Below are 25,398 nucleotides of genomic sequence, written 5' to 3' on the forward strand. Positions count from 1 at the left end.
GGCGAGAAAGTGATCGGCAAAACCTACAGAGCGGTTCAAACGGATGCCGAATTTGCCCGAGCTTGTTTGATTTGCTTCAAGGCTTCGCGGGCATCCTGGTGGCACCCCGCCGCTACATCGGCCAATCCGCGTTCGATTTCATGCAGTAACAATAAGTGGATATGCGCCCGTTCCAGGCGATGGTAACGATCCAAGCGTTCCGCGCCGATCAACGCCGCCGCGCCTTCGCCATTTTTTTCCTTACCGGTTTGCGCCTCGCTCGCCAAAGCGGATAACTGGGTCCGGGCTTCGGAAAACGGCACTATGTCGGTGACGGCAATACTCATGGCGGCTCCTGATTCGTTGGCGCAAAATTTCGTTCAATATTATGAGCCTTAGACTGAGTTGCATAGCGAAACTTTCCGGTTTAGCTCATCGTCTGCGGCCTATCTTTAACGCGCTGGCTTGACCACAGATTTGGCTCTGCAGCGATTGGCTCTGAACCAGAGCTTACGAGTGATTAATTCTGTCTTGTCAGATTCTCGGTAGTGCTCGTCATTTCGGCAGGGATAGCCGAAATCCAGACCCCACGGACGGATCGAAGCTTGCCATCCAGGCACTGGATGCCCGCATCCCGGCGGGCATGACAGCGTTGCTTAAATCTGACAAAGTAGAATTAATGGCCGGGCTTTTTAAATCTGTTTCTATCGAGCCGTTGCGGACTATGGCTCGATCTGATTCAATGGCAACAGTCTGGCCGTTACCGGTCATTATTTCTCCGCCGAAGGATATACAGAAAGGAAGATCACATGCAGATCAATAAGTTATCGTGGCAAAGGTCATTTTTCGGCAGATATACGGAAACAATCTAATTCCTTGTTAGGCGTCATAGGAATGTAGAACGGCAATACCGGAGCGAATTTATTTATGAAAGAATCAGACAAACTATTTATAGGTTTAGTGAGGGCTGGGGCGCTCATAGGGCTTACCGTTATACTAAATGAACATGGGATTCCACATGGGGATAAAGCTGCTGAGGTTTTGTTCAAACTGCTTGAGCTGTTTGGCATAACTGGAGTATTTGAGCTTTGGTATTATAAGCGCATGCAAAGCCGATAAGTAATCGCTCAGTTTTCTGGTCTGCGTTGCAGTGTAGTTTATGTCATCAGGCCTAACATGGCGCTCAACCGGAGCGCGGTTATAATGCGGTTTTGTTTTTTCAGCTTTCCGGGCCGCGCCCGGTTAGCTCTACGTTAGGCACCAAATTACGCATGAAAAATATTTACGAACTGATAGAACTAATAAGCACGCGTACTGCAATGTATACGGGAGAGTGCAAGTTATCTAATGTTCGTTCATTTTTGGATGGGTATACCTTTGCGGTTGAGAATGAAACAACCCTAATAGATTTTCTGAGCAATTTTCAGGGGTTTCATGACTGGGTTGCAAAGAAATTCGGCTTTTATGAATCTACTGCTGGTTGGCAAAACATGATCCTAGCAATCGAAATAGGTTTATCGCCAACAAATATCAAATGGGAAGGATATTCGTGTAATGTTACAGAAGAGCAGCATAGGTCATCTGTTATTAGATTTTTTGAATTGGTAAAGGAGTACAAAAATGCCTAACGATTGCGTCAACGTGACCGGTTTTCCGCTAACGCTCCAAACCGGCCCGTTACGCTGGCGTTAGCCGGCGATACTCACGATGCACACGTTACCGCACACAATTTTCCCGGACGAAAGATGTCACGAGCACGGCATCATTGACACATTGCCGTGTCCATGGCCCGAATGCCGGAATGGGGTCGAAGAAGATCAGTTTCAGGTGCTGTCACTCATGGAGGGCGAGCCACCTGATATCTACACGCGCCGGAGGTGGGTCGCCACATCTGGCACACCCTATTTCTCTTGGGACAACAATAGATTTCCAAACTGGTTCTCAGCACCGAAGACGTTCTGGAACGAAGCGAGAAGAAATCACTTGGTGCGAACCAAGACACCAGATCTCATTTACCACTACACATCACTCGATGGCTTCGTGGGTATAGTCGAAAGCGGAACTATTTGGCTCAGTGATTACGCATACCTGAATGACACCAGAGAACTGGCACACGGTGCGGAGTTGGTTCTCGACGTTATTGAAGAAATAACGAAAACTGAGACTGCCGAAGGTGTTCTTGGGCTACTTCAGACGTGGGGAAAGGACATCCAACAAAGTACGCACAGAATTTGCGTTGCTTCATTTTCTGCTGATGGTGACAGCTTGAGTCAATGGCGCTCCTATGGCCCGGTTGCAGTTGGCTTTGAGCCACGCAACTTGTCCTTGCATGCCTATCGCGCTCATCTTGGCCCTGTCGAATACGATCGGGAGCGCCAGCGTAGTCTTGTATCAACCTACCTAAACCACTTGTGCCAAGCATACGCCGTTGATATGGAGGCGAGTCGTCTGGATAGAATTCCAGACGTATATCACAAGGTTGATCGCCTTCTCGAACTGATTGCCTTCTTCAAAGACCCAGCCTTCCTGGTGGAAAACGAATACAGACTTGCCTATATTGAGTATCCCAGCCTCATTGAGGCATTTGAAATCGCCCCGACGCCAAAACACTTCCGCACTACGCGCACAAGACTTTTGCCGTATGCGGCCGCCAATGAGCTTGCTCCAACACTCTCCAATCAACCGCCACTGAAGCTTAGTCAAGTAATCCTTGGTCCCGACAGTGACATGCTGCTAGAACGTGGAATCCGAGAATTTCTTGCGACAAAGCAGCTTTCTGACGTTGAAGTTAAGCGATCAATAGTGCCCTACAGAACATAGCCTTGAGAATGTCAGCGTCCGACCATACATCGCCGGCTAACCCATCGTTCCAGGGGACGCTGCGCGATAAAGCTGCGCAGCGCCCCTGAGCTCAGACATTATGCGTCCCGAAATTCAGCAACTCATTGATCTCGGACCATTGCCACCCGAGGCTGAGGCTTCGTTGGAGTATCTGCGCGAGGCAGAAGGTTTGCTTCGAGCCATCGAGAAACCGTTGTCGGATGAAGAAGCAAGAAACCTTATTTCACTTTTTGGTCCGCCCGACAGCTGTTACGGTTTTGCGTGGTCACTCCTTCATCTGATTGAGACCGCGCCAAGTTGGCCAATGGCTGATTGCCTTGAAAATCCAAAAAATGAATGGGTGTCCTCTCTCAGAGATCGTGCGGTTCGTGGAGGTTTTTTGTGACAGCTTTAATGCTAACTGTCGCTTCAGAGCATAACGATTGCGTCAACGTGACCGGTTTTCCGCTAGCGCTCCAAACCGGCCCGTTACACTGGCGTTAGGTACTCGTCATATGCCAATCTGCACGAAATGCGGCGGATCGAGGTTCAACAGTTGGAATCGCTGTATGGACTGTAGAAACGCAAGAGCCAAACTACGCGCCCAAAGGATCAAGGAAAACGGAGGGAGCCATACCAAACGCGAATGGAGCGCTCTGCTTGCAAGATCGCCAACATGTGCCGAGTGCGACAGGGAATGGTCAGCTATTCCCCCAAGGCCAGACTCGCGTTACAAGAACGTCTGGACAAAGGGGCACAAGCACGCGGTCTATCACGGCGGCACTGACGACATCTCGAATATTCAGGCTGAGTGCTATGAATGCAACTTCAAGAAGAATGCTGGCCGCCTCAAAAGAACCTAACAAGTCCGTCAACGGGACGCCAAAATGCTGCGCATTTTGGTTCCCTTCGCTGCACTCCGGCGCCCGTTACGTCCAACGTTATGCCGCTTGATACTTTCACTCCCGGTTGGAAGCCCGTGCATGTCGGCGTTGAAGGCGACGGCGTGTCCATACTTGGGCTCAAGCTCTGGAAATTCAAATGGCAAAGCGTCGGTCAAGAACCTATCGTGGTTCCACATCCGAGTTATCTCCACGAACGCCACCAAGCGTGGGTTTATGAAGTCGAGACTTCCAGCAAGGTCGTCCGGTTTGCGGCGGGCGAACTCTCCAATGGTGTCTGGGGCTTTTATGTTCCTACCTAGTGCGTAGGTTGGGTTATCGAAGCGTAACCCAACACGTCGGTGCTGTTGTTCGACCGCAACGGCAGAGCATACTGGAACAGTGCGTAGGTTGGGTTAGCGCGTAGGTTGGGTTAGCGAAGCGTAACCCAACGTGTCGGCGTTCAATGGACCGGCAACCGCGAACCTTCGCTCCTAAAACTATCCCTGGTTTTAACCCTGTGGGCCAGTCAGGCGGCTATCGAATCCGTTTTTTAGGTAAGGCATTGATTTTATCCCCCTCACCCTGCCCTCTCCCGCAAGGAGAGGGTTCTGTTTCGACTTTTACGACACCCTCCGAAGCGAGGCGGTTCGATTTCGACGGATTCTCGCTCGATAACAAGCGATTGATCTTCCGACATCGGTGGGCTGCTCGGCGCTTAACAGCGCATGCGGATGCCAACGGGTTTTGGCCGCGCATGCGCCGGGAGAATTCACACTTGCGGGGCAGGATATGCGCTCAAAATTCGCGGCGTTCGCGCCGCCGTTTCCGCCGACCGCACGTAAAACTCATTCCACCGTACAGACTATCGTCCCGACCGCGTTCCATCGAGATTCGACCGCACCTTCGTAACCGCCGAACGGACGGCCGAGAGTGTCGAAGGTACGTTCGGGTGTCGCGGCGGTACGTTCGAAGCGTTGGAGCGTGCCTTCCGGTGATTTTTATGTGTGGTCGGCGTCTTTTAAAACGCGGCCGCGGCCGTTGGAAGCGCGGGCGAAGCCGGCGGCAGGCTGAAAAAAGCCTGCGGCCATGCGATCGGGGCGTTTTAATATCGAAAATTTGCCGGCCGGCGCGTACCGGCCGAGCGATGGCCTGAATTTGCTGTGAACGTCGGTGGGCGAAGTCTGACGCCACGGACGGATTTAAGCCTACCATCCACGGCACTGGATGCCCGCTTCCCGGCGGGCATGACGGTTTTGAACAACGCTGACAAATAAGAACTAGCGGAGCGAATCCGGACTCAACAGATGGATTTAAGCCTACCCTTCATGGCACTGGATGCCCATTTCCCGGCGGGCATGATGGTCTTGAACAACGCTGACAACTAAGCACTATCGGCGGGTTTCAAGCGCGGCGGATTTAAGGTGTTCGAATCAGACCGATGATCTATGATTAGGGACTCTTACAACCAATCAGAGGGGGCCGGGATGTCGACCACACCGCATCCGGACAATGCCGCTCCTTTCCAGGCCGCCGTGTTGGCGGCATTGGCCAAGCAATATTGCGTGTTGGATGCCGACGCCAAGGTCGTGCATGTCAGCGAAGCCTGGTTGGCGTTCGATCAGGCGCACGCCAACGCCAAGCCGGCTCTGCGACTCGGCCAACACTATCCGGACCTGCTCGCCGCCGGCCTGACCAACGACAGGGGCGGCCAGGCGTTTTACGACGGCATCTTGGCGGTGTTGAACGGTTCGCGGCCGGAATTTTCGTTGGAGTACGCGTTTCGTACCGCCACCGGCCAACTGTGGTTTACCGGAAGAGTCGCGCGTTTCGCCGAGCCGGCCTTGGGCGCGGTCATCGTCATCCACGAAAACATTTCCGAATACCAACACCTGGAGAACCGGTTTCGGCAGGCGGTGGAAGCGGCGCCGAACGCGATCGTGATGGTCAACGAATCCGGTTGCATCGTCATGGTCAACGCCCAGACCGAACTGTCGTTCGGATACACCCGCGCCGAACTGATAGGCCGGGCCGTGGAAATGTTGGTGCCCGAGCGGTTTCGCGGCGGCCATGCCGACTTCCGGCGCGCCTACTTCGCCGATCCGGTGTCGCGGCCGATGGGCGCCGGCCGCGATTTATACGGGCGGCGCAAGGATGGCAGCGAATTTCCGGTCGAGATCGGCTTGGGCCTGATCGACAGCCACGACGAAACCCTGGTGTTGAGTTCCATCGTCGACATCACCGCCCGCAAACGCCTGGAACATCGATTTCGGCAGGCGGTCGAATCCGCGCCTAATGCCATCGTCATGGTCAACGAGTCCGGCACGATTTTGATGGTCAACGCGCAAACCGAGACCTCGTTCGGTTACTCGCGCACCGAGTTGCTGGGGCAGCCGGTCGAGCTACTGGTCCCGGAACGCTTTCGCGGCGGACACGTCGCCGCTCGCCAGGCCTATCTGGCCGATCCGGTATCGCGGCCGATGGGCGAGGGCCGGGATTTGTTCGGCTTGCGCAAGGATGGCAGTGAATTTCCGGTCGAAATCGGCCTGGGGCTGATCGACGACGAGAACGGCACCATCGTCCTCAGCTCCATCGTCGATATTACCGAGCGCAAAAACGCCCACGACCGCTTGCGCCAAGCGCTGACCGAAAAAGAGGTGTTGTTGAAGGAGGTCTACCACCGGGTCAAGAACAACCTGCAGGTGGTTTCCAGCCTGATCAATCTGCAAGCCGCCAGCGTGACCAACGCGGAAACCGCCGACCTGCTCCAGCAAAGCGCCGATCGGATCAAGGCCATGGCGCTACTGCACGAGAAGCTGTATCAATCGAAGGACTTGGCGAAAATCGATTTCAACGAATACATTCGCAGCCTGGTCGATCACTTGTTATTCGGTTACGGCGCGCATGCGGGCAACATCGCGATCGAAATGGCCATCGACAATGTATTTCTCGGCGTGGATACCGCGATTCCCTGCGGCCTGATCATCAACGAATTGCTGTCCAACGCGCTCAAGCACGCGTTTCCCGGCCATCGCGCCGGCCAAGTTCGCATCGCTTTCAGCCTGCGGCTGGGCGAATACTGCCTGACGATCGCCGACGACGGCGTCGGTCTTCCCGAGGCGCTGGACTTTAAAAACACCGGCTCGCTGGGCTTGCAATTGGTGGATACCTTGACCCATCAATTGCTCGGCGGGATGGACTTGAACCGGACCGCGGGCACGGCGTTCACGCTGCGTTTTCCGGAAAATCCGCAATAACCCGATAACGAGGGGGCGACGATGCAAGCCAGCAAAATCCTGATTGTCGAAGACGAAGGCATCATCGCGATGGATATCCGCAGACAGTTGGAAGGTTTCGGTTACCAGGTGGTGGCGACCGCGTTTTCCGGCGGCCAGGCCATCACGTTGGCCAACCAGCATAAGCCGGACTTGGTGATGATGGACATCGTGTTGAAGGGCGAGATGGACGGCATTAGCGCCGCGCAAGCCATTGTCGAATCGTTGCGGATTCCGGTGATTTTTCTGACGGCTTACAGCGATTCCGCGACATTGGCGCGGGCGAAAGCCACCGGCGCCTACGGCTATTTGGTCAAGCCGTTCCGGCCGGACGAACTGCATGCTTCCATCGAAGTGGCTTTGTACAAGCACCAATTGGAACGCAAACTTAAGGAGAGCGAGCAGTGGTTCGGTAAAACCCTACGCTGCATTAGCGATGCCGTCATCGCCACCGATACCGACAGTAGGGTCCGGTTTATGAACCCGGTGGCGGAGGACGCGACCGGCCAAAGTTTGGAGCAGGCCAAGGGGCGCCGAATCGAGGAGCTGATGACACTGGTTTCCGAAGCGGACCGGGGCGTGCTTGAAAATCCGATTATAAGCACCCTGAAAAGTCTGGAGGTCACAGCGCTGGAGCGCGCCACGATACTGGTCAATCCGCAGGGAACCGAGTTTCCGGTGGACGACGGCGCCGCGCCCATCATCGACGACGACGGCACCTTGTTCGGCGCGGTGATGGTGTTTCGCGACATCACCGCCCGCCGGGAAATGGAAAATTTACTGCGGGAAAGCGAAGAGCGCTTTCACAGCTCGTTCGAGATGGCCGCGATCGGCATGGCCTTGGTGGCGTTGGACGGCGCTTTTCTGCAAGTCAACAACGCGTTGTGCGACACCTTCGGTTACGGCCGGGCGGAGTTGTTGAGCGGCAGTCTGCGGATGTTGCTGCCGGAAGGCGAGCATCCTTTGCTCGATCAATGCTTGCATCAATTGTTGGCCGACGAACGGCCCACTTTTCAAATCGAATTGCAATGCTTGCACAAAACCGCCGGCAAGCGGGTTTGGACGCTGTTGAGCGCTTCGCTGGTGCGCGGTCCGGACGGCGTGCCGCAATATTTCATCGTGCAGGTCCAGAATATCAGCAACCGCAAATACGCCGAACAGCAACTGATTTACTTGGCCAATCACGATCCGCTGACCGGGCTGCTCAATCGCGATCAATTTCATGCCCGGCTCACTCAAGCGCTGTCGGCCGCGCGCCGGCACGGCAGCAAGCTGGCTTTGATGTTTCTGGATTTGGATCGCTTCAAATTGATTAACGACACCTTGGGCCACCGCTTGGGCGACTTGTTGCTGCAAGCGACCAGCGATCGCTTGAAAAGTACCGTGCGCGGCAACGACGTACTGGCCCGCTTGGGCGGCGACGAATTTATCGTATTGCTGAACGACATCACTCACAGCGACGACGTGGCGCGCATCGCCCAGAAGACCATCGATATCCTCACTCAACCGTTTACGTTGGAAGGCAACGATCTGGTGGTCACCGCCAGCGTCGGCATCAGCGTGTTTCCCGACGACGGTAAAGACAGCCACACCCTGCTGATGAACGCCGACACCGCGATGTATCTGGCCAAGGAGCGCGGCAAGAACAACTATCAATTTTATACGCTGGCGATGACGGAGCGCTCGCTGGAACGGATGACCGTCGAACGCGGCTTGCGGCGCGCGCTGGCCGAGCGGGAATTGCGCCTGCACTTTCAAGTGCAGATAGACAGCGTCAGCGGTCTGGCGACCGGCGCGGAAGCCTTGGTACGTTGGCAGCACCCGGAATGGGGATTGGTTTATCCGGACCGCTTTATTACCGTCGCCGAGGAAACCGGGCTGATCGTGCAAGTCGGGGCTTGGGTATTGCGCGAAGCCTGTTTGCAGGCCAAGGCTTGGATCGAAAACGGCGGACCGTTCGCCAGCGTGGCGGTCAATGTCTCGGCGCGCCAGTTTTTGGAAGCGAATTTGTTTCAAACGGTGAGGGATATTCTGAGCGAAACCGGTCTGAATCCTAACGCGCTGGAATTGGAAATCACCGAGTCGGCGGTGATGCAAAACCCGGAAAGCACGTTGCAGGTACTGCGCCAGTTCCAGGCCTTGGGCGTGCGGCTGAGCATAGACGATTTCGGTACCGGTTATTCCAATCTGACCTATCTGTACCGGTTTCCGGTGCAGAGCGTCAAAATCGATCGCTCCTTCGTCATCGGTCTGGCCGAAGACGGTAGCAGCAAAACCCTGGTCAGGGCGATCGTCGCGCTGGCCCACGAGTTAAGGCTGTCGGTGGTGGTCGAGGGCGTGGAGACCGCCGAGCAACTGGCCTTTTTAACGGCGCAAGGCTGCGATTCGCTACAAGGCTATCTGTTCAGCCGGCCGGTCAGCGCCGAACAATTCTCGCAGGCCTTTATCGGCGCCGGGCTAAGGAGCCACTTGCCTTAAGCCGTAATGTCGTTAGGTTAAGGTTTGACCGTTCGCCCTGAGCCTGTCGAAGGGTGAATGGTTAAGCCGTTCATGGTTCGACAGGGCTCTCCTGAGCGCAGTCGTAGGGCTCACCACGAACGACTCGACTTAACCTAAAAAGAGCAGTTTGGCGATGAAAAATCCCGTTCGTCCTGAGCTTGTCGAAGGGCGCGCGGGACTTTTCATTCACCCGTTTGGTGAGTGTATTGCGAGCCGTCCATGCTTCGACATTGCTCAGCACGAACGGCCCGCAATACACGCCAACTGCCCTTTTTAGGCTTAACGATCATGAAACCGCTGCATCGCCCAGCAAATGAAAGGTAGTGGCGTAGGGGTGGCTTTAGCCGCGATTGAAGGCGCTCTGCCACCGAATTGGGTGGCGGCGTCCGGCGACTTTCAGAGTAACGGCATTGCCGTGAGCCGGGATAGGCGGTCGCCGTGTCCGATCCAGCCCACGACGTCGATAGGCAAAGTCGAATCGATACGACAAGATTTTCCGAGCGGAAGGCGGTGTGTTAACGTGGCCGTTTTTACCGGAAACCATCACTCGTTATGACATCATCCTTCAAGCTTGCTCTCGCCGCTTTCCTGCTGCCCGCCGCCGCGCTTGCCGCGACGCCTGCCGGGCAGGACCGCTTGCATATTTTTAACGACATGCCGACCAAGGCCGGCGATGCACTGTTTTCGTATACGGCGGAATGGCGTATCGACGACGGCGAACTTTATCGCGCCACCGGACTGAGCTTTTTGAATCCGGCCAAGTTCGAAGGCGCGGCGCCGACCGCGGTGACCAAAAAGCTGCTGACCGCGATCAAGGACGGCATGATACAGCTCGATCCCAATTGGCGCGGGATGACCGTCAATCAGCCGGAGGGGCAGCCTGAATTGGCGATTGCCAATCGAGCCGGCTATGCGCTGACCAATATCATCGTCAGGGATTACACCAACCAAAAAATGCGTTATGCCTTGGGTGACCGGGCGTTCGGCGCCGCCGGCGTCCGGGTGGCGGTCGATCTGGTGTACGCGGCCGACGTTGAGTATTTGGAGGGTTTTACCTCCAAGAAGAACCAAAGCGGTTCGCACGGCGAAATCGAAATCGCGATCGACGGCCAACGGCCGGTGACGATCAAGACCGACGGCAAGACCACGTCGGAATTGGAGCAAGAACTGGCCCGGCAATTGGCCGGCAGTCAGCTCGGCGTCACGCCGCTGTTTCCGCACATCGTCAACAAGGATACCCGCAACAACAAACCTTTCGACGGTAGCGAGCTGCAATGGACCAATCTCGGCGCCAAGGCGATCGCCATCAACGTTACCGATCCGCAACTTGGCGTGTTGGTCAAATTCAAATACCCGAACGATACCGCCGGCGGCGCGGTGGCCGATTCCGGCCTGATCCTGCCCTTGCTCGGCGCGGCGGCGGTTGGGGTGGTTGGATTTTTGGCATACCGCCGTCTCCGCTCGGCGTGATTCGGCGGCGGATTTAGTCGGCAAACTTTAATCCGGTTTTCACCGTTTTTTAATTCTCTCTCCAGAAGGTCTTCATGCGGATTGCGTATTCTGTTTCACGTGCGTTACCGGGCCAGGCTGCGTCGCCGGCGGCTTGGGTTGGTAACGCACAAGACAGGATGTGGGTCGCACAAGGACGTGATTTTAATTTTTGGAGACAGTATGGTCAGATTCGGGACCGTTGTTTTGATCGGCTGGCTACTGGCCACCGATACCCCCCAGGCCAATAACCGGCTACCGACCGACCAAATTCATCATTTTCAGATTTCGGATAGGCTGTTCGACCAGTACGATTTCGAGCGGTGGGGTTTATTAGCCGAAAGCGGTGCCGCCTTGCAACGGCCGGCTACTCCCAGCGCGGTTGGCGCGCGGCGCTTGGAGCTTGCCCATCCGAGCGGCGTTTCGTCCGGAGTCTATCGGTTTCAGGGCGAACGTTTGACGAATGCCGATCTTGGCGGCGAAAGCGCCGCGCAAATCTGGCTGGATAATGTGTTTTTGTTGGCGCTAACCGACGGGCCTCGCCGTAAAGTGCCGGCGGCGGACGTCGCGCCTATTCCGGATGTTGGCGGCGTTTCGGTGCCATTGCCGGCGGCGGCGTGGACGATGTGTTCCGCCGTGATGGGGCTGCTGTACGCCGGACGGCGCAAGCCGGTTTAACGCTTTTTCTTCTCTTCCGTCCCCGCTCCGGGCGGACGGCCGCGAGTCGTCCCATGCGCCCGCGTCCCCGGTTCGGTGCTTGCTTGGCAAGCACCGGCTTCGGGTGCTATTCGGTCAAACGCTGGCTGATGCGCTGATACGCCGCTTTCAATTCCTCTCCGACCACTTGTGCCTTGGCAATGTAGTCTTCGGATGTTTCTATCGACTCGTCGGCGATTTCGGAGGCCTTGGACTTGAACTGCTGCCAAAGTTGTTCGGCTTCGGCGAATTCGTCCTTGGCATCCATAGAGGCCAGATGCAGTTTAAGTTGTAAGCTCTCCCGTTCCGTATTGAGTTTTTCCAGCAAATGATCGAAATCTTGGCTTAATGACATGGTCTATCTCCCGTTTGGTTGAGACCGTGCGACCGCCAATTAGCGGGAAAGTTTAACCGTTAAGCCGGTTCGCTGGCTTGGAACGAAAGCGCGGCCGGTAGGGCTCGGCTTGATCGAGATCAAACCGTCCGGCGCGGCGTTGGGGTTAAATGTACTCGGAAAGTTCGCCAACGCGGCCGGCCGAGTCGTTGTCGATTCGGTCGGGTCTCGCCAGCGGTGCGCCGATTCCGCATCTTTTGGAGATAGGGGAGGACAAATGGATAACGACCTACTGATCGATCAAGCCCGCCGTCTGTATGCCCGATTGGCGGTATCGCAAGTTTGGCTACCTTACCCGCAAACCGGCGGCGCGTTGCGGCGTTTCGAGCAGGCGACGGAGCGCGCCTACGGGCGCTATCTGCGTCGCTTGAACCGTTGCGCCTGCTGCCATCGCCAGCGTGGCTGCGAGTGCATCCGCCTAGCCGGGCATAAACGCATACCCTGTTTGCGTCGGCCTGCGGTCGCAAAGTCTCGGGCCGAGCAGAGCTGGCGGGATTACCGTTTAGCCGGCTGAGCCCGAATCCGCCGGTTTTCAGGCGGGGAGCTTCACTCTAGCGTCTCCTCTTCACGGCATCCGGGCTATCCTAAAATCGCCCACACCCTGGCGGCCGTCCCGCGCTAAAATCCCCGCCCAGGTTTGGCATGGGGCCAGGCCGACTGCTATCGCCACCATCATGCTCAATTTCAAAAACATCGCGATCCGCCGCGGCAACCGCTTGTTGTTCAGCGGCGCGTCCTTCACGATACACAAGGGCCAAAAGATCGGTCTGACTGGCGCCAACGGCGCCGGCAAATCCAGCTTGTTCGCACTGCTGCGCAACGAACTTCACGCCGACGAGGGCGAATTTTCGATGCCGCCGAATCTGGAGATTGCCCACGTCGCTCAGGAGACCCCGGCTCTGCCCAGTTCGGCGATCGATTACGTGTTGGACGGCGACCGCGAACTGCGCGCCTTGCAGCAACAATTGGCGGCGGCCGAGGCCGATCACGACGGCATCAAGTTGGCCGAATTGCACGTCGCGCTGGACCACGTCGGCGGCTACACCGCCCAGGCCCGCGCGTCGCGCTTGCTGAACGGTCTGGGATTCAGCACCGAACAGGAAAGCCGGCCGGTCAGTTCGTTCTCCGGCGGTTGGCGCATGCGCTTGAATCTGGCTCAAGCCTTGATGTGCCGGTCCGACGTGTTGCTGCTCGACGAGCCGACCAACCACCTGGACTTGGACGCGGTGATGTATTTGCAGGACTGGCTGGTCAAATATCCCGGCACCTTGCTGTTGATTTCGCACGACCGCGATTTTCTCGACACCATCACCGACCACATCGTCCATATCGAGCAAAACCAGGCTGAGATCTACACCGGCAACTATTCGGCGTTCGAACGCATGCGCGCCGAAAAACTGGCCCAGCAACAATCGGCTTACGAAAAGCAGCAGCGTGAAATCGCGCACATGCAAAGCTTCGTCGATCGCTTCAAGGCCCAGGCGACCAAAGCCCGTCAGGCGCAGAGCCGGATCAAGGCCCTGGAACGCATGGAATTGATCGCCCAGGCCCACGTCGATTCGCCGTTCGGTTTCAGCTTTCCGCCGCCGAAAAAAATGCCCAATCCGCTGCTGCAACTGGAACACGCGGACATAGGCTACGGCGACAAAGTCATCGTCAAAAACGCCAGCCTGACCATTACGCCCGGCGATCGCATTGGCTTGCTGGGACCCAACGGCGCCGGCAAGTCTAGTCTGATCAAGGTGCTATCCGGACAAATGCCGGCCTTGAGCGGCAAGTTGCGGAACGCTCAGGACTTGAACATCGGCTACTTCGCCCAGCATCAACTGGAGTTGCTGCGGCTGGAGGAAAGCCCGCTGTGGCATTTGCAACAGCTCGACAAGCAAGCCACCGAGAAGGACTTGCGCAATTTTCTGGGCGGTTTCGATTTTCGCGGCGACAAGGTCAACGATCCGGTCGAGCCGTTCTCCGGCGGCGAAAAAGCCCGGCTGGTGCTGGCGATGCTGGTTTATCAAAATCCGAACCTGCTGTTGCTCGACGAGCCGACCAACCATCTGGATTTGGAGATGCGGCATGCCTTGAGCGTGGCCTTGCAGGAATACCAAGGCGCGTTGCTGGTGGTGTCGCACGATCGGCATTTGCTGCGCTCGGTCACCGATACCTTGTTGCTGGTGGCCGGCGGGCAAGTCCAGCCCTTCGACGGCGATCTGGACGATTACAAGCAATGGTTGGCCGAACAAAAAAAGGCCGGCGACGAACCGGCCGGAGCGGTGGAAGCGGCGAGCGGCGTGTCCCGTAAGGATCAACGCAAACAGGATGCCGAACGCCGCCAGCGTTTGAAACCGTTGCTGGACGCGGTCAAGAAAGCCGAGGCGGCGGTCGAGAAGTTTCACCAGCAGCAGCGCGAGCTGGAGGAACAACTGGCCGATCCGGCTATCTACAGCGACGACAACAAGGAAAGGCTCAAGCAGTTGTTGGCTCAAAAGGCGAACGTCGATAGCGCGCTGGAACAGGCCGAACTGGACTGGCTGACCGCCGAGGAAACTCTGGCGCAGGCCGAATAATCGGGGTTGGCCGATCCGGACGCTGCCGCCCACGTCCGGGCGGCGATTTGACAGACCGCCGATGTCCCGGCAGTTTAGCTTGCCAAGCCGGCGCGAGCCGGCACCTACTCATTTCAGCGGAGCCATCATGTACCAACTAGTGCTGTTGTTTTTCGAGATCTGCATGCTACGCAAGGGGCCGCAAGACGTGCCGGCGTCGCGCTGGCTAACCCGGCTGGCCTTCCTGCCTTACGCGCTGATCAATCTGTTGATTTTGCTGATCGGTAGCAGCTTCGCCGGCGCCCTGCTGCAGTTATTGCTGCAAACCGCGTTGATCGTTGGGTTTACCTATCCGTTGCTGTATTTTTCCGGCAATCCGAACCGCTTTCCACAAACCCTGACGGCGTTGCTGGGCTGCGATGCAATGATCACCTTCTTCGCGATTCCGGCGATGGCCAGTTTGGAAACCCAGGCCAACCAACTCGCCTATATCGCGATGTTGTTGCTGATGGCCTGGCACTGGCTGATCAACGGCAACATCTATCGCCACGCGCTGGACAAGCCGTTGCCGTTCGGGTTGGCGTTGGCGCTTTTGTATATACTGATTTCGTCGCAAGCGATGTCCTTGCTGTTTCCCGAACTTCCCACCGCAGAATAAGAGAGAGCCATGGCCATTTACCAACATATATTACTGGCGGTCGATTTTTTCGAGGCCAACGATCAAGTCGTCTATAAAGCCAGCCAGATTGCCGAGCAGAACAATGCCAAGCTCAGCTTGGTTCACGTCGTCGACAATTTGCCGATTTCCGATCCGGCCGCCGATGCGATCATCCCGTTCGATGTCGAATTGACCCAAGAGCTGATGGATACCTGCAAACAGCGCTTGATTAAACTCGGCGAGGAGTTGCGGGTGCCGGTCGAACGCCAATACCTGGAAATGGGTAGCCCGAAAATGGAAATCGTCCGGATTGCCGAGGAAAACCAGGCCGACTTGATCGTGGTCGGCTCGCATGGCCGGCACGGTTTGGCTTTGCTGCTCGGCTCCACCGCCAACGGCGTGTTGCACCACGCCAAATGCGACGTACTGGCGGTCAGGCTGGCGGATGATTGAATTGGTGCTGGGCGGGGCGCGTTCAGGCAAGAGTCGCTATGCCGAAACGCGGGCCGCCGAATCGGGCTTGCCGGTGGTCTACGTGGCTACCGCCGAAGCCGGCGACGCCGAGATGCGCGAGCGCATCGCCCGCCATCGTCTAGATCGTCCCGCCGGCTGGGTGACCGTCGAGGAGCCGCTGGATCTGGCCGGTACGCTACGGGCCGCCGCCGCCGATCGCTGCATTCTGGTCGATTGCCTGACGCTGTGGCTCAGCAATGCCTTGTTCGATAGGAACGGCAATTTGCGGGCGGATCACTACTACCGCCACCGCGACGCGCTGTGCGAGACCTTGAGCTCGGTGCGGCGACGGGTGGTGATGGTCAGCAACGAAGTCGGTTACGGCGTGGTCGCCGCCGATCCGGCCACCCGCCGTTTCGTGGACGAGGCCGGTTTTTTGCATCAACGGCTGGCCGAAATCTGCGACCGGGTGACGTTGGTGGCGGCCGGTTTGCCGCTGGTTCTGAAATCGGCGTGAGCATGGATTGGATATTTCAAGCGCCGGCCCAGCCGGACCGGCGGCTGTTCGAGATCGCCGCCGCTCGGCAAACGCAATTGACCAAACCGCCCGGATCGTTGGGTGTTCTGGAGGAAAGCGCCGTGCGCTTGGCGGCTTTGCAGCGCCGGGAGCGGCCGAGCGTCGAACGGGTCTGGGTCAGTGTGTTCGCCGCCGATCACGGCATCGCCGATGCGGGCGTGTCGGCCTTTCCGCAAGTGGTCACCCAGGAAATGGTCAAGAATTTCGCGGCCGGCGGCGCCGCGGTCAACGTGTTGGCTCGCGCCCTCGGCGCGGACTTCGAAGTCGTCGATGTCGGTCTGGTGGCGCCGGTGGACGTGCCGGGCGTCGTCAATTGCCGCGCGGGTTCCGGTACGGCCAGCTTTTTGACGGCGCCGGCAATGCGTGCCGAGCAACTTGCGGTCGCGTTGTCCGCCGGCCGGGACGCGGTGGCGCGAGCGCTGGCCGCCGGCGCCGAATTGTTCGTCGGCGGCGAAATGGGTATCGCCAATACCGCCAGTGCCAGTGCCTTGGCCGCCGCCCGGCTGGGTTTGCCGGCCGCCGATTTAACCGGCGCCGGTACCGGTCTGAGCCCTGGGCAGATCGACAGGAAGGCGGCGGTCATCGAGCAGGCCTTGGCCTTTCACCGCGAGGCCTTGAACTCGCCGCTAGCGATGTTGCAAATCCTGGGCGGTTTCGAAATCGCCGCGCTGACCGGTGCCTATCTGGCCGCGGCCCAGCAGGGTTTGCCGGTCGTCGTCGACGGCTTCATTAGCGGGGTGGCGGCTTTGCTGGCCGCCGCGCTATGTCCGGGCTGCGCCGATTGGTTGTTCTTCGGTCACCGTTCGGCCGAAAAAGGTCACGTTCTGGTGTTGGAAGCGCTACACGCCAGGCCCTTGCTGGCGTTGGATTTGCGGCTGGGCGAAGCCAGCGGGGCGTTGATGGCGATACCGGTGTTGCAAATGGCTTGCCGCTTGCACAACGAGATGGCGACCTTCGCCCAGGCCGGCGTCAGTACCGCTTGATGCCGGCGGAACGCCAGCCGTGGCGGCCGGGCGGCGTTTCCCGTATCATGAGCGGCCGAAAACGCCAGGGCTGATCCGGCGTTTTCGGCTACCGGGTCGGACTCCGACCTGCTTCATAAGAATAAACCCGCCCGAGAGCCCGATGCGGCGTATTCGAGGCGGCGAGAACCGGGTTAACGACATGCTAGGACATATAGAGAGTTACGACGCCGATTGCCAAACCGGCGTTATCAAAGCCAAAGACCAATTTTACGAGTTTCATATCGAGCAATGGCAATCCGACGCGCCGCCCAAGTCCGGCGACGACGTGGATTTCGATTTCGAGGACGACAAAGTCACCGAAGTCAGTCTGGTCGGTGCCTATCTGATGGAATCCCAACCGGTGAAAAGCCGGATAGTGGCCGGTTTGTTGGGTATCTCGCTGGGCGCGGTCGGTTTGCACCGCCTCTATTTGGGCTTTTACACGATAGGCATCGTACAGATTCTGGTGACCTTGGCGACCGGCGGTTACGGCGTGATGTGGGGCTTCATCGAGGGCGTGCTGATCCTGACCGGACATATTTTCAAAGACGCCAAGGGCAGGCACCTGAAATAACCGTGCGAGCGTTCTGGCTGGCCTGGCAATTTCTGACCCGGTTTCCGGTCCCGGCGGTTGGGTTCGACGGACCGACGGCCGGCCGATCCTTGCTTTGCTATCCGTTGGTCGGTTTGCTGCTCGGCGGCTTGTTGAGCGGGTTGGCGGCCTGGTTGACCGGAACGCCGGCCTACTTGCTGGCGGGCATCTTGTTGACGGCTTGGGTACTGGCGACCGGCGCGCTGCATTTGGACGGTTTGGCCGATTGCGCGGATGCCTGGGTCGGCGGCCACGGCGACCGCGAACGCAGTTTGCGCATTATGAAAGATCCGGCCGCCGGGCCGGTGGCGGTCTGTTTGCTGGTGTTAATCCTGTTGCTGAAATGGGCGGCGCTGACGGCGCTGTTGGAACGGCATGATCCGTCACCGCTATGGACCGCGCCGTTGCTGGGGCGCACGGCGATTTTGCTGCTCATGTTGACCGCCGACTACGTCAGCCCAGCCGGGTTGGCGGCGACCTGGCTGGCGCATGCCGATTTCCGGGCGATGCGCTGGACCGTCGGCGCGGCGCTGTTGTTGGCGTTGGGCCTGTCGGGCTGGCTGCCGCTGCTCGCGGCCGGTCTGGTGCTGTGGTGGCTGCGGCGCGCGGCGCTGGCCCGTTTGGGCGGCGTGACCGGCGACGTGTACGGCGCCGCCGTCGAATTGGTCGAAACGACGGTATTGCTGGCGGTGGCCTTGTGAATCGGCCCGTGCCGATTAGTGAATCCGGCGAAACCGGCGCGGCTTCGGCTTTCAGTGCGGCCGAAATTGCCGGCGTTTACCGGGTGATCGCCGAGCGTCGCGATATGCGCCATTTTCTGTCCGATCCGGTCGATCCGGCCTTACTGGCCCGCTTGCTGCAAGCCGCGCATCAAGCCGGTAGCGTCGGTCTGATGCAACCCTGGCGCTTTATTCGCATCACCGATTCCACATTGCGGCAGCGCGTTCACGCCTTGGTCGAACAGGAACGCATCGCCACCGCCGAGGCGCTAGCCGAACGCCGCGACGAATTCATGCGCCTGAAGGTGGAGGGCATACTCGAATGCGGCGAATTGTTGGTGGTGGCCTTGCCGGATCGGCGCGAGCGGCATATCTTCGGCCGGCGCACCCTGCCGGAAATGGATGTGGCGTCGGCGGCCTGCGCGATACAAAACCTGTGGTTGGCGGCCCGCGCCGAAGGTCTCGGCATGGGCTGGGTGTCGCTATTCGATCCGGCGGCGTTGGCGGCCTTGCTGAATATGCCGGCCGGCGCCAAGCCGATCGCGATTTTGTGTTTGGGCCACGTCGCCGAGTTTTACCCCAAGCCGATGTTGGAACTGGAAAACTGGGCGACGCCGCAAGCCTTGTCGGCGTTGGTCTGGGAAAACGCTTGGCAAGATGATCCCTAAAGCCTTGATGGTGCAAGGCACCACTTCCGATGCCGGCAAGAGCACGTTGGTGACGGCGCTGTGCCGTTACTACCGGCGCCAGGGCGTGGCGGTGGCGCCGTTCAAGCCGCAAAATATGGCCTTGAACAGCGCGGTGACGGTGGACGGCGGCGAAATCGGCCGCGCCCAGGCGGTGCAGGCCGCCGCGTGTGGCTTGCCGCCGCATAGCGACATGAATCCGGTGCTGCTGAAGCCCCATTCCGATACCGGCGCTCAGGTCATTATTCACGGCCGGGTACTAGCCAACCAGTCTGCCGCGCAATATCACGATTACAAGACGGTGGCGATGCAGGCGGTGTTGGCCTCCTGGCGGCGCCTGACCGGGCAATATCAAGCGGTGATCGTCGAAGGTGCCGGCAGTCCGGCCGAAATCAATTTGCGGGCCGGCGATATCGCCAATATGGGTTTCGCCGAAGCGGTCAATTGCCCGGTCATCTTGATCGCCGACATCGATCGCGGCGGGGTGTTCGCCCACATTGTCGGTACCTTGGCGCTGTTGAGCGAAAGTGAGCGGCGGCGAGTGATCGGCTTCGTGATCAACCGGTTTCGCGGCGACATCGGGCTGCTGCAACCCGGCTTGGACTGGCTGGAAGCCGAAACCGGCAAGCCGGTACTGGCGGTGTTGCCGTATTTGTCCGATCTGTTCCTGGAGGCCGAGGACGCCTTGTCCAGCCGGCATGGCTGCGGCGACGGCGCACGGCCGTTCGACATCGTCGTGCCGCATCTGCCCAGCTTCAGCAACCATACCGACTTCGATCCGTTACAACTGCATCCCGGCGTGCGGGTGCGTTTCGCCAAATCGCCCGAGCAGATTGGTGGTGCCGATCTGCTGGTGCTGCCGGGCAGTAAGGCGGTGCGCCGCGACTTGGCGCGTTTGCGGGCGATGGGCTGGGATACCTTCATCCAACGCCATTTGCGCTATGGCGGCAAACTGCTGGGTATTTGCGGCGGCTTTCAAATGCTGGGCCGGGCAATACACGACCCGCGCGGCATTGAGGGCGAGCCGGGTAGCGTGGCCGGTCTGGGCCTGTTGGACATCGAGACCGAGCTGGCGCCGGACAAATGCCTGCGCCAAACCGGCGGCCGACTGGCCGGCACAGAAACAGCCGTGGCGGGCTATGAAATTCATATGGGCGTCAGTCGCGGACCGGGCTTGGCGCACCCGCTGTTGGAATTGGCGGCCGGTCCGGACGGCGCCGTGTCGGCCGACGGCCAGGTGGCCGGTACTTATTTGCACGGCTTGTTCGATTTGCCGGCGGCGGCCGATGCCTTACTCGCCTGGGCCGGTTACGCCGACGCCGGCGCGGTGGATTTGGCGGCCTTGCGCGAGGCGGGTATCGACAGCCTGGCCGACTGTCTGGCCGAGCATTTCGATTTCGCCAAACTGACCGAGGGATTGCGCGAGTTTGGTTGAGTCCGCTTAGATGTAAAGCTCCAGTTGTTCCAAGAGCTGGATGATATCCAGGTTGGCGTTCAACAAACGTTGGTAGGTCTCGCCGGTCAGCGCGGGCCGTCCCTGTTGGTGTTCTCGCAACACTTGTTCGGCCAGCAAGGTTTGACGGGCTTGGGCTTGTGCCAGTTTGCCCAGCAAACGGCGGTCGGCGCTGGTTTCCAGTTCCAAGCGTTCCAGCCATTTGTTCATGTGCGATTTTTTCTGGATCAAGGTCGGCCAATAGCCGCCGTTGTCGGCCGGCGCGCGCAGATAGGCTTCCAGACGGCGCAACCAATATTGTTGCTGCAATTTCAGCAGCGACAACTGGACGCGGCTGGGATGCAACGGGTTCCGCGCGCTAGCGGTCCAGGCCGGGTAGTTGCGGTAATCGCGGATCCAGTCGGCCAGTGCCGTGGCCGGCATGGGGCGGGCGATGCCGAAGCCTTGGGCCAAATGGCAGCCTAGATGGATCAGAAACACGCCGTGTTCAATGTCTTCGACGCCCTCGGCGACTACGTCGCGCTTGAAGGCTCTGGCCAAGGCGATCACGCTTTCGACGATCGATAAGTCGTCCGGGTCGTCGATCATGCCGCGCACAAAGCTTTGGTCGATCTTGACCGCGCTAATGGTTAAGTGCCGCAGATGGGTCAGCGACGAATAACCGGTACCGAAGTCGTCCAGCACGCAGGGGATGCCCAGTTCGTGATAGCACTGCTTCAAGACTTCGCCGACCGAGATCAGGTCGTCGAGCACGCTGCTTTCCAACACTTCCAGTTCCAATTGCCGCGAAGAAATACCCGGATGGGCCGCCAGCAATTGCTCCAACTCCGGCACGAATCGCGGCCATTGCAAATGGCGCGGCGAGACGTTGACGCTGATCTGCAGTTTGAGACCGGTATCTTGCCAGCGCTGCAATTCGGCGAAGGCGCTTCTTATTACCCAGTTGCTGATGTTGATTTCCAACTGATGGCCTTCGACGATGGGCAGGAATTCAGCCGGTGCCAGCAAGCCCCGCTCCGGATGTTGCCAGCGGATTAGCGTTTCGGCGCCGACCACTTCGCCGCTAGCCAGATTGACTTTGGGTTGGTAATACAGCCGGAACTGACCTTGTTCGAGCGCGGCGCCGATTTCCCGCAACGCCAGTTCCAGCCGATTCGGCGGCGCCGACTTCCGCTCCGGCAACTCGGCAAGTTCGTCGTAGAGGCGGTAGCAGTTGCGGCCGGCCAGTTTAGCCTGATACATCGCGTGATCGGCGTGGCGCAGCAGAAGGTCGGGTTCTTCGCGGTCGAGCGGATAGATCGTTACGCCGCTGCTGGCGGCGATCCGGACCGGACCGGCCGCCAGCTCGAAGGGTTCCGCGATGGCTTGATGGATGCGTTTTAACGTATCTTCGCATTGCGATACCGATTGCAGGTTTTCGAACAGCAGCGCGAATTCGTCGCCGCCCAATCGGCACACGGTGTCGCCCTCGCGCAGATTTTGACGGATGCGCTTGGCGACTTGCACCAGCAATTGATCGCCGGCCTCGTGGCCGTAGCCGTCGTTGACCTGTTTGAAGCCGTCCAGATCCAGGTAACAGACCGCCAGTAAGCATTCCGAGCGCTTGCTGTGGGCGATCGCCTGAGCAAAGCGGTCGCCGAACAGCGCCCGGTTGGGTAGCTGGGTCAGAACGTCGTAGTGAGCCAATACTTCCAATGCTTGTTGCTGGCGCTTGGTATCGGTAATGTCGGAAAACAGGCCGATGTAATGGACGATCTTGCCGGCATCGTCGCGCAACGCCGAAATCGTCAGTAGCTCGGCGTAGCAGTCGCCGTTTTTGCGCCGGTTCCAGATTTCGCCCTGCCAATGGCCGTTGTCGGTCAACGCCTGCCACATCTCGGCGAAAAACTCGTCGGGCTGCTTGTCTGACTTCAGCAGGCGCGGGTTGAGGCCGAGCACTTCGGCGCGGTCGTAGCCGGTGATGGCGGTGAACGCGGCGTTGACATCGATAATATTGGCTTCGGTATCGGTGATGACGATACCTTCGTGCGCGTCGGAAAACACCCGTGCCCACAGCCGCTGCTTTTCCTCGGCCGCCTTGCGTTCGCTGATGTCGTGGACGATGCCGCGCATCCGTAGCGGTTTGCCCTCGCTGTCGCGTTCGGCCTGGCCGACCGAGCGCATCCAGCGTTTTTGACCGTCGGCGTCCACGATTCGGTACTCGACATCGTATTTCGCGCCGGTTTCCAGGTGAGCGCGGGTCGCGGCCAGCACCGCCGGCCGGTCCTCGACATGCACCGCCGCCAAGAAATCGCCCCAACTGTGTTGCGCGGTTTTCGGAAAGCCCAGGCTGCCGGTGACGATCTCGGACCAAAACTGCTGGCCGGTCAGCAACTCCGCTTCCCAGATGCCGATGCCGCCGTAGATCTGGCTCATCCGGAAACGTTCCTCGCTCTGCGTCAGCGCCAGTTCGGTTTGTTTGCGCTCGGTGATGTCCTGGACCAGTACTACGAAACGGTCGGTGTCGGCCTTGTAGCTGTCGATCGCGTACCAGCGGCCGATTTCCTCGACGCGGTTTTCGAAATGGCGCGGTTCGCCGCTGGTTTCCAGGTCGTCGAAGCTGGCGATCCACGGGCAGTGGGTGTCCGGCAGCAGTTGCCGGACGGTTTTGTTCAGCCATTCTTGCCGGGCGATGCCGGTCATGCGTTCGAAGGCCGGGTTGATGTCGAGATAGCGGTAATCGACGATCTTGCCGGCGGCATCGCGAATCACTTGGTGCAGCGCGAATCCGAGCGACATGTTGGTGTAGAGCAGCGCCAATTCGGCTTGGCTGCGCTTGCGAGCCTTGACCTCGCGGTTCAGCCGATACAGCCAATAACCGACCAGGGCAAAGGTCAGGATGGCCGGCAAGCCCCATTTGAACAGAGTTTCCGGGCGGATGCCTTGCTCGATTTTCAGGCCCAGCCAGCGGTTGACGATGGCGTCGTGTTCGGCGTGGCTGATGGTGGTCAAGGCTTTTTCCAGAGCCGACAGCAATTCCGGGTTGGTCTTGCTTACCGCCATTCGGCTTTCGCTCAGGTAGCCGGCTTGGCCGGCGATGCGCAAATTCAGCAGGCCGGCGCGGCCGAGAGCGTGGCTGGCCGAGGCGGCGTCGCCGATATACACGTCGGCCTTGCCTTCCGCGACCAGGTTCAGCGCTTCGCCGACCGACGCGGCTTCCAGTTGCTGCAGCGTCGGGTGGTCGCGACGCAGCAATTCCTGGACGAAATAGCCTTTTTCGACGGCGACGCGTTGGCCCGCCAGCATTTGTAACGACCCAATGTAGCCGCTGCTTTCCGGCGCGATGATGACGGTCGGCGTCGAAATATAGGCTTGGGTAAAACTCAGGTAGTGCTCGCGTTCGGGGGTTTTGACCGCGGCGGCGATCATGTCCAATTCGCCGCGTTGCGCCATTTCCAGGGTTTCGTGCCAGGTTTTGTCGCGAACCGGTACGAATTCGACATTCAGCAGGCGGCTCACCAGACGAAGGAAATCCGGCGCGATGCCGATGTATTGGCCTTGGGCGTCTATCGACTCGTAAGGGGCAAAGTTAGGGTCTATCCCCAGCCGGATCTGGCGATGGGTCTGCAACCATTGACGTTCTTCGGCGGAAAGTTGCGGCCCGCTGGATTGGTTGCCGCCGCCGTATACAAAACCGTCCAATTGGGCGTCGTTTAGCGGCTTGGCCAGATTCAGGCTGGCGTAGATTTCGGCGACGCGCCGCAGCCGGCCGGTTTCTATCTGGCCGAGCGGGATCTTGTCCGGTAGGATCAGCTTGCGGGTTTCGGTGGCTTCGAAGCGCAGTTGCGCTTCGCTCAAGTCGTTGCGGTATTTCGAGCGGATCAGCCGGATGATTTCGTCCGGATGATCCAAGGCGTATTGCCAACCTTTCAGGCTGGCGCGGCGAAAGCGTTCGGCACGACCGGGGTGGCGCGCCAATTCGGTTTGGCTGGTGAACAGTAGGTCGCCGTAGAAATCGACGCCGTAGTTTTGCGGATTGATGATGTTGAAGCTGATGCCGGCTTTCTGCAGGGTGTAAGGGCGATCGGTGATATAGCCGGACATCACGTCGACCCGGTCCTGGATCAAATCCGCGTCGTCGAAGCTTTCCGGGACTTTGACGTAATGGCTCTCGTTGAGATTGGCTTCCGACAGCAGCGCCCGCACCGGCGCGTTGTTTTCGCCGACCACGTCGTACATGATGCGCTTGCCAGCCATCTCGTAAGGGCTGATGATGCCGGACGCTTGCTTGCTGAACAGCACCAGCGCATCGTGCTGAAAGATGGCGGCCAGGGCGACGATGGGCTTGCCGTTGGCATAGTCGGCGACGATGCCGGAGTCGCCGATACCGTAATCGGCCGCGCCGTCGGCGACTTGCCGAATGTAATCCTGGTTTGGCGAGCGTTCGCGAACTTCGACCTGCAAGCCTTCCTCGGCGTAATAGCCTTGTTCCACCGCCGCGTAATAGCCGGCGAATTGGAACTGGTGGAACCATTTGAGTTGCAGAACGACGTTTTCCGGCGGCGGGTCGGCGGCAGCGACCAAGTAAGGAAGCAGCAGAACGAAGACTGCCGCCAGCCGGGAACGGGTGAGTATCATGATTGCCGCTACGCGCTTCTGAAAAACTTAGCCCATTCTACATGCTCAGGCTTTGCTTTCAGCC

The 25,398-nt window shown here is 58.8% G+C and carries 24 protein-coding genes; 20 read left to right on the forward strand and 4 right to left on the reverse strand.

Annotated features, from left to right (window positions below; all coding sequences use genetic code 11):
- Positions 1-35 precede the first annotated feature (35 nt).
- Positions 36-326, reverse strand: a complete 291-nt coding sequence (locus tag ACQE3E_RS03910) for a hypothetical protein (protein ID WP_427501236.1) — start codon at positions 324-326, stop codon at positions 36-38.
- Between the two features lie 208 nt (positions 327-534).
- Positions 535-750: a hypothetical protein gene (locus ACQE3E_RS03915; RefSeq protein WP_427501237.1), complete on the reverse strand. Its 216-nt coding sequence runs from the start codon at positions 748-750 to the stop codon at positions 535-537.
- 156 nt (positions 751-906) lie between these two features.
- Here ACQE3E_RS03915 and ACQE3E_RS03920 point away from each other — a divergent pair, with 156 nt between their 5' ends.
- The 10 genes from ACQE3E_RS03920 (at position 907) to ACQE3E_RS03965 (ending at position 11,620) form a co-directional block, all read left to right on the forward strand.
- Positions 907-1,098: a hypothetical protein gene (locus ACQE3E_RS03920; protein ID WP_313729011.1), complete on the forward strand. Its 192-nt coding sequence runs from the start codon at positions 907-909 to the stop codon at positions 1,096-1,098.
- A 152-nt stretch (positions 1,099-1,250) separates the two neighbouring features.
- Positions 1,251-1,607 carry a hypothetical protein gene (locus ACQE3E_RS03925; RefSeq protein WP_064022071.1) on the forward strand — a complete coding sequence of 119 codons (357 nt, stop codon included), beginning with the start codon at positions 1,251-1,253 and terminating at the stop codon, positions 1,605-1,607.
- 79 nt (positions 1,608-1,686) lie between these two features.
- Positions 1,687-2,799: a DUF2971 domain-containing protein gene (locus ACQE3E_RS03930; protein WP_313729008.1), complete on the forward strand. Its 1,113-nt coding sequence runs from the start codon at positions 1,687-1,689 to the stop codon at positions 2,797-2,799.
- A gap of 100 nt (positions 2,800-2,899) precedes the next feature.
- Positions 2,900-3,205: a hypothetical protein gene (locus ACQE3E_RS03935; RefSeq protein ID WP_313729007.1), complete on the forward strand. Its 306-nt coding sequence runs from the start codon at positions 2,900-2,902 to the stop codon at positions 3,203-3,205.
- A 163-nt stretch (positions 3,206-3,368) separates the two neighbouring features.
- Complete coding sequence (locus ACQE3E_RS03940) at positions 3,369-3,662, forward strand: HNH endonuclease (RefSeq protein ID WP_427501238.1); 294 nt, start codon at positions 3,369-3,371, stop codon at positions 3,660-3,662.
- Entirely contained in the window at positions 3,620-4,003 is a 384-nt protein-coding gene (locus ACQE3E_RS03945; protein WP_313729006.1) for a hypothetical protein, read from the forward strand. Before ACQE3E_RS03940 ends, ACQE3E_RS03945 begins: the two co-directional genes overlap by 43 nt.
- A gap of 1,164 nt (positions 4,004-5,167) precedes the next feature.
- The gene (locus tag ACQE3E_RS03950) at positions 5,168-6,937 is read left to right on the forward strand and encodes a PAS domain S-box protein (protein ID WP_427501239.1); all 1,770 of its coding nucleotides are present in this window, start codon (positions 5,168-5,170) and stop codon (positions 6,935-6,937) included.
- 21 nt (positions 6,938-6,958) lie between these two features.
- On the forward strand, positions 6,959-9,433 hold the full coding sequence (locus ACQE3E_RS03955) for a two-component system response regulator (protein ID WP_427501240.1): 2,475 nt from the start codon (positions 6,959-6,961) through the stop codon (positions 9,431-9,433).
- 573 nt (positions 9,434-10,006) lie between these two features.
- Positions 10,007-10,924, forward strand: a complete 918-nt coding sequence (locus tag ACQE3E_RS03960; protein ID WP_281022329.1) for a hypothetical protein — start codon at positions 10,007-10,009, stop codon at positions 10,922-10,924.
- Positions 10,925-11,125: 201 nt separating this feature from the next.
- Complete coding sequence (locus ACQE3E_RS03965; RefSeq protein WP_427501241.1) at positions 11,126-11,620, forward strand: hypothetical protein; 495 nt, start codon at positions 11,126-11,128, stop codon at positions 11,618-11,620.
- A gap of 106 nt (positions 11,621-11,726) precedes the next feature.
- On the opposite strand, the gene ACQE3E_RS03970 is transcribed toward ACQE3E_RS03965, so the two are convergent.
- On the reverse strand, positions 11,727-11,993 hold the full coding sequence (locus tag ACQE3E_RS03970; RefSeq protein WP_064025542.1) for a hypothetical protein: 267 nt from the start codon (positions 11,991-11,993) through the stop codon (positions 11,727-11,729).
- Positions 11,994-12,249: 256 nt separating this feature from the next.
- Here ACQE3E_RS03970 and ACQE3E_RS03975 point away from each other — a divergent pair, with 256 nt between their 5' ends.
- From ACQE3E_RS03975 to ACQE3E_RS04020, 10 genes are all read left to right on the forward strand, one after another.
- A complete protein-coding gene (locus tag ACQE3E_RS03975; protein ID WP_427501242.1) occupies positions 12,250-12,546 on the forward strand; it encodes a hypothetical protein in 297 nt (98 codons plus the stop codon).
- 160 nt (positions 12,547-12,706) lie between these two features.
- A complete protein-coding gene (locus ACQE3E_RS03980) occupies positions 12,707-14,596 on the forward strand; it encodes an ATP-binding cassette domain-containing protein (RefSeq protein ID WP_071159337.1) in 1,890 nt (629 codons plus the stop codon).
- A 127-nt stretch (positions 14,597-14,723) separates the two neighbouring features.
- A complete protein-coding gene (locus ACQE3E_RS03985) occupies positions 14,724-15,233 on the forward strand; it encodes a hypothetical protein (RefSeq protein WP_064025557.1) in 510 nt (169 codons plus the stop codon).
- A 9-nt stretch (positions 15,234-15,242) separates the two neighbouring features.
- Positions 15,243-15,686, forward strand: a complete 444-nt coding sequence (locus ACQE3E_RS03990; protein ID WP_427501243.1) for a universal stress protein — start codon at positions 15,243-15,245, stop codon at positions 15,684-15,686.
- A complete protein-coding gene (gene cobU, locus ACQE3E_RS03995; RefSeq protein ID WP_427501244.1) occupies positions 15,679-16,203 on the forward strand; it encodes a bifunctional adenosylcobinamide kinase/adenosylcobinamide-phosphate guanylyltransferase in 525 nt (174 codons plus the stop codon). Before ACQE3E_RS03990 ends, cobU begins: the two co-directional genes overlap by 8 nt.
- A gap of 2 nt (positions 16,204-16,205) precedes the next feature.
- Positions 16,206-17,246, forward strand: a complete 1,041-nt coding sequence (cobT, locus tag ACQE3E_RS04000) for a nicotinate-nucleotide--dimethylbenzimidazole phosphoribosyltransferase (protein ID WP_427501245.1) — start codon at positions 16,206-16,208, stop codon at positions 17,244-17,246.
- Positions 17,247-17,388: 142 nt separating this feature from the next.
- Positions 17,389-17,841 carry a TM2 domain-containing protein gene (locus ACQE3E_RS04005; RefSeq protein ID WP_313728999.1) on the forward strand — a complete coding sequence of 151 codons (453 nt, stop codon included), beginning with the start codon at positions 17,389-17,391 and terminating at the stop codon, positions 17,839-17,841.
- A 2-nt stretch (positions 17,842-17,843) separates the two neighbouring features.
- The gene (locus tag ACQE3E_RS04010) at positions 17,844-18,560 is read left to right on the forward strand and encodes an adenosylcobinamide-GDP ribazoletransferase (protein ID WP_313728998.1); all 717 of its coding nucleotides are present in this window, start codon (positions 17,844-17,846) and stop codon (positions 18,558-18,560) included.
- Positions 18,557-19,246, forward strand: coding sequence for a 5,6-dimethylbenzimidazole synthase (gene bluB, locus ACQE3E_RS04015; protein WP_427501246.1), 690 nt, complete (start codon positions 18,557-18,559; stop codon positions 19,244-19,246). Before ACQE3E_RS04010 ends, bluB begins: the two co-directional genes overlap by 4 nt.
- Entirely contained in the window at positions 19,236-20,699 is a 1,464-nt protein-coding gene (locus ACQE3E_RS04020) for a cobyric acid synthase (RefSeq protein WP_427501247.1), read from the forward strand. The genes bluB and ACQE3E_RS04020 overlap by 11 nt, the downstream gene beginning before the upstream one ends.
- A gap of 6 nt (positions 20,700-20,705) precedes the next feature.
- Here ACQE3E_RS04020 and ACQE3E_RS04025 read toward each other — a convergent pair whose 3' ends face one another.
- A complete protein-coding gene (locus ACQE3E_RS04025) occupies positions 20,706-25,334 on the reverse strand; it encodes an EAL domain-containing protein (protein WP_427501248.1) in 4,629 nt (1,542 codons plus the stop codon).
- Between the last annotated feature and the right edge of the window lie 64 nt (positions 25,335-25,398).

It is taken from the genome of Methylomonas sp. MED-D (genome assembly GCF_050276835.1).
GTDB lineage: Bacteria > Pseudomonadota > Gammaproteobacteria > Methylococcales > Methylomonadaceae > Methylomonas > Methylomonas koyamae_A.

Coding starts and splice junctions, on each gene's coding strand:
- ACQE3E_RS03990 (WP_427501243.1), top strand. CDS start 15,243: ATGGCCATTTACCAACATATATTACTGGCGGTCGATTTTTTCGAGGCC.
- ACQE3E_RS04025 (WP_427501248.1), bottom strand. CDS start 25,334: ATGATACTCACCCGTTCCCGGCTGGCGGCAGTCTTCGTTCTGCTGCTT.
- ACQE3E_RS03915 (WP_427501237.1), bottom strand. CDS start 750: ATGACCGGTAACGGCCAGACTGTTGCCATTGAATCAGATCGAGCCATA.
- ACQE3E_RS03925 (WP_064022071.1), top strand. CDS start 1,251: ATGAAAAATATTTACGAACTGATAGAACTAATAAGCACGCGTACTGCA.
- ACQE3E_RS03980 (WP_071159337.1), top strand. CDS start 12,707: ATGCTCAATTTCAAAAACATCGCGATCCGCCGCGGCAACCGCTTGTTG.
- ACQE3E_RS04020 (WP_427501247.1), top strand. CDS start 19,236: ATGATCCCTAAAGCCTTGATGGTGCAAGGCACCACTTCCGATGCCGGC.
- ACQE3E_RS04005 (WP_313728999.1), top strand. CDS start 17,389: ATGCGGCGTATTCGAGGCGGCGAGAACCGGGTTAACGACATGCTAGGA.
- ACQE3E_RS03965 (WP_427501241.1), top strand. CDS start 11,126: ATGGTCAGATTCGGGACCGTTGTTTTGATCGGCTGGCTACTGGCCACC.
- ACQE3E_RS03930 (WP_313729008.1), top strand. CDS start 1,687: ATGCACACGTTACCGCACACAATTTTCCCGGACGAAAGATGTCACGAG.
- ACQE3E_RS03950 (WP_427501239.1), top strand. CDS start 5,168: ATGTCGACCACACCGCATCCGGACAATGCCGCTCCTTTCCAGGCCGCC.
- ACQE3E_RS03910 (WP_427501236.1), bottom strand. CDS start 326: ATGAGTATTGCCGTCACCGACATAGTGCCGTTTTCCGAAGCCCGGACC.
- ACQE3E_RS03940 (WP_427501238.1), top strand. CDS start 3,369: ATGGACTGTAGAAACGCAAGAGCCAAACTACGCGCCCAAAGGATCAAG.
- ACQE3E_RS03975 (WP_427501242.1), top strand. CDS start 12,250: ATGGATAACGACCTACTGATCGATCAAGCCCGCCGTCTGTATGCCCGA.
- ACQE3E_RS03955 (WP_427501240.1), top strand. CDS start 6,959: ATGCAAGCCAGCAAAATCCTGATTGTCGAAGACGAAGGCATCATCGCG.
- ACQE3E_RS03960 (WP_281022329.1), top strand. CDS start 10,007: ATGACATCATCCTTCAAGCTTGCTCTCGCCGCTTTCCTGCTGCCCGCC.
- cobT (WP_427501245.1), top strand. CDS start 16,206: ATGGATTGGATATTTCAAGCGCCGGCCCAGCCGGACCGGCGGCTGTTC.
- ACQE3E_RS03920 (WP_313729011.1), top strand. CDS start 907: ATGAAAGAATCAGACAAACTATTTATAGGTTTAGTGAGGGCTGGGGCG.
- ACQE3E_RS03985 (WP_064025557.1), top strand. CDS start 14,724: ATGTACCAACTAGTGCTGTTGTTTTTCGAGATCTGCATGCTACGCAAG.
- cobU (WP_427501244.1), top strand. CDS start 15,679: ATGATTGAATTGGTGCTGGGCGGGGCGCGTTCAGGCAAGAGTCGCTAT.
- ACQE3E_RS03945 (WP_313729006.1), top strand. CDS start 3,620: ATGCAACTTCAAGAAGAATGCTGGCCGCCTCAAAAGAACCTAACAAGT.
- ACQE3E_RS03970 (WP_064025542.1), bottom strand. CDS start 11,993: ATGTCATTAAGCCAAGATTTCGATCATTTGCTGGAAAAACTCAATACG.
- ACQE3E_RS03935 (WP_313729007.1), top strand. CDS start 2,900: ATGCGTCCCGAAATTCAGCAACTCATTGATCTCGGACCATTGCCACCC.